The organism is Methanospirillum sp., from assembly GCF_035406105.1.
Classification (GTDB): domain Archaea; phylum Halobacteriota; class Methanomicrobia; order Methanomicrobiales; family Methanospirillaceae; genus Methanospirillum.
On the sequence record NZ_DAONKG010000168.1, the window covers coordinates 1 to 5,552 of the forward strand.

Annotated in this window: 5 protein-coding genes; all 5 read left to right on the plus strand. The window is 51.3% G+C overall.

Annotated features, from left to right (window positions below):
• On the plus strand, nt 1-664 hold a 664-nt coding region (locus PLA23_RS10000; RefSeq protein ID WP_324475086.1), incomplete at its 5' end, for an isopentenyl phosphate kinase.
• Complete coding sequence (gene fni / locus PLA23_RS10005) at nt 661-1,752, plus strand: type 2 isopentenyl-diphosphate Delta-isomerase (RefSeq protein WP_324475089.1); 1,092 nt, start codon at nt 661-663, stop codon at nt 1,750-1,752. The genes PLA23_RS10000 and fni, both read left to right, overlap by 4 nt.
• Entirely contained in the window at nt 1,742-3,079 is a 1,338-nt protein-coding gene (locus PLA23_RS10010; RefSeq protein WP_324331588.1) for an RNase J family beta-CASP ribonuclease, read from the plus strand. Before fni ends, PLA23_RS10010 begins: the two co-directional genes overlap by 11 nt.
• Nucleotides 3,080-3,094: 15 nt before the next feature.
• Nucleotides 3,095-4,057, plus strand: coding sequence for a polyprenyl synthetase family protein (locus PLA23_RS10015; protein WP_324331591.1), 963 nt, complete (start codon nt 3,095-3,097; stop codon nt 4,055-4,057).
• The coding region (locus PLA23_RS10020; RefSeq protein WP_324475091.1) for a glutamate--tRNA ligase at nt 4,057-5,552 on the plus strand (1,496 nt) is incomplete at its 3' end. The genes PLA23_RS10015 and PLA23_RS10020, both read left to right, overlap by 1 nt.

The following is a 5,552-nucleotide window of genomic DNA, read 5'->3' on the forward strand; positions in this document are numbered from 1 at the left end:
CCTCAAAAAATATTTAGATTTTTCACTTCTTCTCGTGCATGGTGCAGGATCATACGGACATCCACAGGCACAACAGTATCAGATTCACAACGGTGTGACGAGGGAGAACAGAGAAGGTATTTTTGAGACACACCGTGCGGTATCGGCCCTGAATGAGCTGGTGGTCAGCAGCCTTCGCCGAGAGGGGATTGAAGCAATTAGTGTTCATCCGCTTGAGGGTATGGTTGCATCAAATGGAGAATTATCCGGGTACTGCCTGACTCATCTGGATCTTATGCTTAGACTTGGCATTGTACCGGTTCTGCATGGAGATGTTGTTATGGATACCGAGAGAGGGGCTTGCATTGTTTCCGGTGATCAATTGATTCGGGTATTGGCACACCAGCTGGGGATGAAACGCATCGGGCTTGCAACCGATGTGCCCGGCCTTCTGGATGCTGATGGGTCAGTTGTGAGGGAACTGCGTCGCTCAATGGCGCAAACCATACGGATCGGAGGCTCCGGCTCCGTTGATGTAACCGGAGGAATGCAGGGAAAAATTACTGAACTCCTTCGTCTTGCGGATATGGGTATCGAATCTGACATATTTCATATCTCACGACTTGAGGAGTTTTTATGCGGGGCTGATCATGGGGGAACCAGGATCCTGCCGGAGGAACGATGAATCGCAGGGAATTTACCTCTTCCAGAAAACTTGATCATCTCCGCATTTGTCTTGACGAGCATATAGAATCAGGAAGTACCGGCTTTGATGACATCAGACTGGTCCATGAGGCTCTCCCCGACTGTGATATGGACCGGCTGGAACTGAAGACCAGATTTTTGGGGCATGATCTGGGCTCACCCCTCTTCATCTCGGCCATGACCGGTGGACATCCGGAAACGAAGGATGTTAATGCAGTTCTGGGAGAGATAGCCGGTGAATTTGGTCTTGGTATCGGTGTCGGATCACAGCGGGCGGCAATAGAAAACCCAGATCTGGCCGATACATTCTCTATTGTACGGGACAAAGCACCTGATACCTTTATTGTCGGAAACCTGGGAATCGTACAGCTCCGGGATCATGGTATTGAATGGGCTGAACAGGCGGTTGAGATGATAGATGCGGATGCTCTGGCAATCCATCTCAACTTCCTTCAGGAGGCCATTCAGCCGGAGGGGGATCATGATGCAGGCGGATGTTTTACCGCCCTTCGTGAACTATGCAGAGATTTAAAGGTTCCTGTCATTGTAAAGGAGACCGGTTCGGGCATTTCATATGAAACCGGGATACGGTGTTTTGGTGCAGGGGCAGCATGTGTGGATATTGGCGGGTATGGCGGCTCATCATGGGCCCTCATAGAAAGTCACCGGTCGGGGAGTGTTTCCGGCAGGGAAGATCTGCACCTGAAAGGACTGGGAGAGCGGTTTGGAGAGTGGGGTCTTCCAACCGCAGTAAGCTTACTTGAAGTAGTCCGGTGCGGGGGACCGGTACTGGCAAGCGGGGGGATTCGTTCTGGAATTGATATCGCAAAAGCCATGGTGATGGGTGCGAATCTTGCCGGCATGGCACTTCCACTCTTAAAACCCGCATGCGACGGCCCTGATGCATTGCGGGAAACCATCCGGACCATTCACCAGGAACTCCGGATAAGTATGTTCCTTACCGGAAAAACCCGAATATCAGAGTTACCACAGGCCCGGTGGTATCTCACCGGTAAGACACGGGAAATGATAGATAATCTTCGAGGAGGAGACAGAATTGGACATTGAAATCCTTGCAGTGGGCGGGTATAATGAGTTTGGGCGAAATATGACCGCCGTCCGCTGTGGAAAGGAGATAGTAATATTTGATATGGGCATCAGGCTTGATTCCCTGATGATGTACCCGGATATTGAGATGGAAAATACCCATTCCCTGGACCTTATTCAGATGGGTGTTATTCCAGATGATACGGTAATGAACCAGCTGGAAGGGACGGTCAAGGCAGTCATCCTCTCACATGGTCATCTTGACCATATCGGTGCAGTGCCAAAGCTGGTTCACCGGTATAATGCTCCCATTATCGGGACTCCCTATACGATTGAACTGGTAAAACAGCAGATTGAGGGTGAAAAGAAGTTTGGCGTTAATAATAAGCTGATAGCACTCAAGTACGGACAACGATACAATATCTCAAATACTTTGGGAATGGAATTTGTCCGGACACAGCACAGCATTATTGATACGGCAACGGTTGCACTCTATACGCCAAAGGGAGCGATCATTTATGCACTGGACTTTAAGCTTGACCGCAATCCGGTTCTTGGCGAACCACCGGACTTTGCCAAACTGAAAAAGATTGGAAAAGAAGGGGTACTCTGCATGATTGCAGAGGTGACCAATGTTCACAAAAAAGGCCGGTGCCCGAGTGAGCAGATCGCCAAGAACATGGTTCGCGATGTGATCACCAGTTATGAAGATGACAAGAATGCGATCATCGTCAGTACTTTTGCATCACACATCGCACGGGTGAAGACCATCGCAGAATGTGCCCATGAAATCGGACGAAAACCGCTGCTGCTCGGTCGCTCGATGGAGCGGTATTGTGTCACGGCAGAGCAGATGAAGATGGTCCGGTTCCCTGATACTACCAGTGTGTTTGGAAACCGCCGGGTGGTGGAACGGACTCTTCGGCGACTGATTAAATCAGGCAAGGAGCAGTATGTCCCGATCGTTACCGGTCACCAGGGAGAGCCGGGTTCAATCCTGACACGAATCGCCCAGAACGATACGCCGTACAAGATCGAACGGGGTGATAAGGTGATGATCAGCGCCCAGCTGATCCCGAATGACATGAACCGGGCACAGCGGTACAGGCTCTTTACCCTGCTCAAAGCACAAGGGGCCAGGATTTTTGATGAGTTACACGTGAGCGGGCATGCATACTGTGAAGATCACTACGAGTTTGTGCATATGCTCAATCCGCAGTATATCATCGCGGCTCACGGGGGAATTGACATCACATCGGAATACCTGTCCCTTGCAACCGAAATGGGCTATACCCTGAACAAGGACTTTTTCCTGATGACGAACGGTCAGAGACACAAACTGGCATAAGGAACGTGATTACGTATGGAGTTAGAGACATACCTGAAAAAAACCGCAGATGAGGTCAATTCTCTCCTGCAGGACTGGTACGGAGATCCGAAAAGTCCCCTTTCACAGGCAGCAAATCACCTGTTATTTGCCGGAGGAAAACGCCTCCGTCCGGCCTTGTTTAAACTGGCTGCAGATTCCGTAACCCCTGGTTCTTCTCACCGGATCATGCCTGCAGGCCTCTCCCTTGAGGTGACTCATAACTTCACGCTGATCCATGATGACATCATGGACAAGGATGAGTACAGACGTGGTCAGAAGACGGTGCATACTCTGTGGGGTGAACCGGTTGCCATCCTTGCCGGAGATGTTCTTTATGCCCGGGCATTCTCTCTCATCTGTCATGCAGAGGCTCCGGGCGATGCAAAGGTCCGCGCCGTTTCCCTCCTTGCACGCACATGTGAGGAGATCTGCGAAGGTCAGCAGCAGGATATGTCTTTTGAAGAACGAAATGATGTGACAAGAGACGAATACCTTGCAATGGTCACAAGAAAGACCGGGGTTTTATACGGTGCCGCGGCTGCCATAGGTTCGCTCCTTGCCGGCGGGTCAGATGAACAGGTGGATGCACTCTATAATTATGGATGCAAAATCGGGGCAGCGTTCCAAATCCAGGATGATCTGATTGATCTGCTTGCCAGTCCTGAAAAGTCAGGGAAGGATCAGGCATCGGATATCAGGGAAGGAAAACAGACCCTGATTGCGATCACCGCACGGAAGAAGGGGATAGATCTACAGCCCTGGCGGCGCTCTCTCACCCGTGATGATATTGCATCGCTCATTGCACTGCTCCGTGACAAAGGCGTGATAGACTCGGTTAGGCGTGATGCAGAGGAGATGATCGGTTCTGCGATCTCAGGACTTCATGTTCTGACTGATACTCCTGAGAAAAAACTGCTTGCGGATCTTGCCTGGTATTTTATTAAAAGGGACTACTGATGGACGAGGTACGGTCACTATTACTGATTGCTGCTCTTTCCAACGCAGTAAAACATAAGAGTGTTCCTGCAGCGGGTGCTGTGATGGGGGCCATTCTTGGATCCCACCCGGAACTTCGCTCAAAAGCAGGTGAGATAAAAGCCATCCTGGGTGCTGTTTTGGATGAGGTCTCTTCGTTATCTGTTGAAGAGCGGGAAGAGCGACTCAAAAGCATCGCCCCTGACCAGTATGCCTCCCTGTTTGAAAAGAAGGAGAAGAAGAAAGCGACCCTTCCGGATCTTCCGGGTGCTGAAGGAGGAGTCGTGATGCGGTTTGCTCCAAATCCTTCAGGACCACTTCATCTCGGGCATGCACGCGCCGCATTCCTCAATGATGAATATATCCGGCGGTATGGCGGGAAATATATCCTGAGAATTGAGGATACCGATCCAAAACGGGTGGATCCCGAGGCCTATGACATGGTCAGGGAGGATATCGAATGGATGGGACTCTCCATCTCTGAGACGATCTATCAGTCTGATCGGTTTCCGCTCTATTATGATGTCGGAAAAGAGCTTATCCGGAAGGGGTATGCCTATGTGTGCCGGTGTGACAGTGAGGTATTCAGGGATCTCAAGATGCACAAGGCAGCCTGCCCGTGCCGGAGTCAGTCTCCGGAAGAAGCACTTGACCTCTTTGAACAGATGCTGGAGGGAGCATTTGCGGAGGGGGAGGCGGGTGTCCGGCTCAGAACAGACCTGAATCATCCGGATCCTGCCATGCGTGACTATCCGTTGTTCCGTGTCCTGACCTCAACCCCTCACCAGCGGGTGGATGCGATCGTGTATCCCCTTATGAACCTCTCGGTAGCGGTTGATGATCATCTTCTTGGCATGACCCATGTCATCAGAGGCAAGGATCATATCGCCAATACGAAACGACAGGAGTTTATTTTCAGATATATGGGATGGGAGGCCCCGGTATACCGGCACTATGGGCGGATGGGGATTGAAGGAGTGGTCCTCTCAACGTCCCAGATGCGGGCTGGCATACAGTCTGGTGAATACTCCGGCTGGGATGATGTCCGCCTTGGGACCCTTCGTGCAATGGCTCGCCGGGGTATTCAGCCACAGGCGGTCAGAAACGCCGTCATTGAGATCGGAATCGGGGAGACCGACATCCAGTTCTCCTGGGAGAATCTCTATGCAAAGAATAAGGAGATTATTGACAGCATGGCTGACAGGTTCTTCTTTGTCCCGGACCCGGTTCTGGTCCCCGTCGAGGGAAGTGATCCGGTTACTGCCCGGGCCATGAGATATCCGGGGGATGCATCACGGGGATTTCGGGAGATCCCTTATACCGGCTCACTTTATCTGCCGCAGGCTGAACTTGCATCAGGAGTGGAATTTATCAGACTTAAGGATCTCTTCAACATCCGCATCGTGCATGAGGATGGGTCAATCAGGGGGATTTATGCCGGTGACGATCTCCAGGAGGCGCGTAATAAAAAAGCACA